Source organism: Candidatus Thioglobus sp. (assembly GCF_029243085.1).
GTDB lineage: Bacteria > Pseudomonadota > Gammaproteobacteria > PS1 > Pseudothioglobaceae > Thioglobus_A.
In genome coordinates this window covers 1-3667 of record NZ_JAQWSS010000080.1, presented here as the reverse complement: position 1 = coordinate 3667, position 3667 = coordinate 1, and the positions used below count along the sequence as shown (strand labels likewise).

The 3667-nt window shown below is 39.2% G+C and carries 4 protein-coding genes; 2 read left to right on the top strand and 2 right to left on the bottom strand.

Annotated elements, in window-relative coordinates:
• Together rplS and xerD are read left to right on the top strand one after the other, a co-directional pair.
• The coding region (gene rplS / locus P8M52_RS04350; protein ID WP_300307835.1) for a 50S ribosomal protein L19 at positions 1–234 on the top strand (234 nt) is incomplete at its 5' end.
• A gap of 63 nt (positions 235–297) precedes the next feature.
• Positions 298–1182 (top strand): site-specific tyrosine recombinase XerD, encoded by an 885-nt coding sequence (xerD, locus tag P8M52_RS04345; protein ID WP_300307833.1) that lies wholly within the window; start codon positions 298–300, stop codon positions 1180–1182.
• A 71-nt stretch (positions 1183–1253) separates the two neighbouring features.
• Here the strand turns inward: xerD and greA are convergent, their stop codons facing one another.
• Complete coding sequence (gene greA / locus P8M52_RS04340; RefSeq protein WP_300307831.1) at positions 1254–1730, bottom strand: transcription elongation factor GreA; 477 nt, start codon at positions 1728–1730, stop codon at positions 1254–1256.
• 11 nt (positions 1731–1741) lie between these two features.
• Positions 1742–3667, bottom strand: a 1926-nt coding sequence (gene carB, locus P8M52_RS04335; protein WP_300307829.1) for a carbamoyl-phosphate synthase large subunit, incomplete at its 5' end; no start/stop codon positions are given.

The window sequence follows — 3667 nt, the reverse complement described above, 5'->3', positions numbered from 1 at the left end:
CAGGCATTCGAAGGTGTTGTTATTGGTAAGAAAAATCGTGGCATTGGTTCAGCATTTACAGTGAGAAAAATGTCTCATGGTGAAGGTGTTGAAAGGGTTTTCCAAACACATTCTAAAATGATTGATTCTGTTGAAGTTAAGCGTCGTGGTAAAGTTCGTCAAGCGAAACTTTACTACCTTCGTGAACTTACTGGTAAGAAGGCTAGAATTAAAGAAAAGCTGGCTAAAAAATAAAGCCAATCAGGTTCTTTACAAATACCGGCAATCAGCCGGTATTTTTTTGTCTAAAATTTAACTATGAATAGCGACATTCAACTTATTGAACAATTTCTTGATCATTATTGGCTTTCTTCTGGCGCCAGTAACAATACCTTGGGCGCTTATCGATCTGATCTCACTCTATTTTGCAAATGGATTAAATGTCCACTAGAGAAAGTGACCGATAAAATCATTCAACAATATTTTTCTTTTAGACAAGAAAAGAAATTCAGTAGTGCCACTCAGGCTCGCATGCTTACCTGTTTACGCCTGTTTTATCATTACTTGCTTAAGCAGAATATCGTTACCAGCAACCCTACTAGCGCACTCCATCATCCAAAATTAGAACAAAAATTACCTGTCTTTCTAGATGTTTCAGAAGTTGAGGCCTTACTTGATGCGCCTAATATTACCACCGTGTTTGGATTAAGAGATCGCGCCATGCTCGAGCTGTTATATTCCTGTGGATTGCGGGTGAGTGAATTAATCAATATAGAAATGCAACACTTAAACCTCAACGAAGAATATGTTAGAGTTGTTGGCAAAGGTGGAAAAGAAAGGCTTTTACCGTTGGGTGATATTGCAATAGACTGTTTGCAAAATTATGAAAAAGAATCTAGACCCTCTCTACTAACAAAAGGGCAAACTAATAGCTATTTTCTAACTAACCGAGGTAGTGGCATGAGTCGTCAAAACTTTTTTTACATCATTAAAGCTTATGCACTTCAAGCCGGAATTGACAAACCTCTATCTCCTCACACACTTCGTCATGCCTTTGCCACTCATCTGGTGCAACAAGGTGCAGATTTACGCAGTGTGCAACTAATGCTAGGTCATAGTGATATTGCCACTACTCAGATTTATACGCATATTCAAAACATGCAATTAAAATCCCAACACACCAAACACCATCCACGAGGATAAATAAATTATTAAGTTTTGGCTGTTTAGCCTAGTATGTATTTTGCTATTTAGTAAAGTTAACTTGATGTAGTTTAGATGTATTGAACTTCTAAAATTTCGTAGATTATATCGCCCTTTGGCGCTTTTACAGTGACCTCATCACCTTCTTCATTACCCATTAAGGCTGCTGCAATAGGCGAATGGCAAGAGATTTTGTTAAGACCAATGTCAGCTTCATCTTCGCCAACGATTTGATATATGATCTCACTATCATCTTCAATATTCATCAAGCTAATAGTAGTTCCGAAAACACAACGACCATTTTGAACAAGCTTAGTAACATCAATCACTTGCATACGAGAAAGCTTAGACTCTACTTCTTTAATACGTCCTTCAATAAAACCTTGCTCTTCTTTGGCGGCATGATATTCAGCATTTTCCTTGAGGTCGCCATGAGCACGTGCGGTTGCAATTTCTTCTACAATACGTGGTCGCTCAACATCCTTTAGATTTAATAGTTCAACTTCTAACGCTTTAGCGCCACCGACTGTCATTGGAATGCTATCCATATTACGCTCCTTTAATTATTTAAAGATTGAACTGTTCTTACTGTGATCTTTTCATGAGTCTTTAAACCATCAAGCATTGCAAATGCCGCAGCAACTGTTGTGGTGAAAGGCACTTTGTGAACCAACGCCTGACAGCGAATCTCTGCTGCATCTTCTACACCTTGAGTATCTTCTGTTGAGTTGATAATTAAATCAATGTCATCATTTTTAATCATGTCAACAATATGCGGTGAACCTTCCGATACTTTATTAATCATTTCACATTCCAATCCAGCTTCAATCAAAGAATCGCGATTACTACGAGTAGCCACTAAACTAAACCCTTGTGCTGCAAGTTTTTGACCCAACTCAACTAAATTATCTCGGTCTAGACGACGTAAACTAATAAATACTTTACCATCTTCTGGTGCACGCGATCCTGCTGCCAGCTGCGCCTTATCGAAAGCGGAGGCGAAGTCATCACCAATGCCCATTACTTCACCTGTTGAACGCATTTCAGGGCCTAATATTGGATCAACACCCAAAAATTTATTAAATGGAAATACTGCTTCTTTAACACTGTAATGTTGAGGAATAATTTCACTAGTGAAGTTTAATTCTTGCAAAGTTTTGCCTGACATGACGCGTGCTGCGATACTCGCTAATGGTGCACTAATCGCTTTAGAGACAAATGGAACGGTACGGGAAGCGCGAGGATTTACCTCAATCACGTAAATTTCACCATCTTGATAAGCTAACTGTGTATTCATTAAACCGACAACGTTAAGCGATTTAGCCATGTCTATCACTTGGGTGCGCATCATCTCTAGTACATCGTCTGTGAGTGAATATGGCGGCAATGAACAAGCTGAATCACCTGAGTGAATACCTGCTTGCTCAATATGCTGCATAATGCCGCCAATCACAACTTCCTCACCATCACAAATGACATCAATATCAACTTCAATCGCATGATCCAAGAATGAATCTAACAAGACAGGCGAATCATTTGAGACTTGAACAGCCGTGTGCATATAGTGATTCAATGAATCCTTATCATAAACAATTTCCATTGCACGACCACCAAGTACGTAAGATGGGCGAACTACCAATGGAAAGCCAATAGCATCGGCAATATCTTGAGCCTGCTCTAATGAGCGTGCCGTACCATTTAGAGGCTGCTTTAAACCCAGCTCTTGCAACAGAGCTGAAAAACGTTCACGATCTTCAGCAAGATCAATCGCATCTGGACTAGTACCAATAATTTTCGCACCGCTCTTTTCTAAGGCCTCTGCTAATTTCAATGGTGTTTGACCACCATAATGCACAATAATGCCATCTGGATTCTCTATATCTACAATTGCCAAGACATCTTCAAGCGTTAAAGGCTCAAAATATAAGCGATCTGAAATATCATAATCAGTTGAAACTGTCTCAGGATTACAGTTCACCATGATGGTTTCATACCCATCTTCGCGTAATGCTAGAGAAGCGTGCACACAGCAATAATCAAATTCAATTCCTTGACCAATTCTATTTGGGCCGCCGCCTAGAATCATAATTTTTTTCTTATCAGTCGGATTAGCTTCACACTGCTGTTGATAAGTTGAATATAAGTAAGCAGTTTGTGTGTCAAATTCAGCCGCACAACTATCAACGCGTTTAAATACTGGCTTAATGTTAAGCGCCTTACGACGCTCTCGAACAGCTGACTCTTTACAGTGTAATAACTGCCCAAGTCGTGCATCAGAGAAACCTTTGCGTTTCAATGCAAACATTTCATTCGCTTCAATATCAGAAATACTACCGCCATTAATTTGCATTTCATTCGAAACAATATCTTCAACTTGCGCTAAAAACCATGGGTCAATTTTCGATAAATCAAATACTTCTTCTAATGACATGCCCAATCTAAAGGCATCTGCAATATAAAAGATACGCTCACCACGTGCAGTAAT

What these genes read in the sequence shown, in the direction of transcription:
- xerD (WP_300307833.1), top strand. Translation starts at nt 298, where the DNA reads ATGAATAGCGACATTCAACTTATTGAACAATTTCTTGATCATTATTGG.
- greA (WP_300307831.1), bottom strand. Translation starts at nt 1,730, where the DNA reads ATGGATAGCATTCCAATGACAGTCGGTGGCGCTAAAGCGTTAGAAGTT.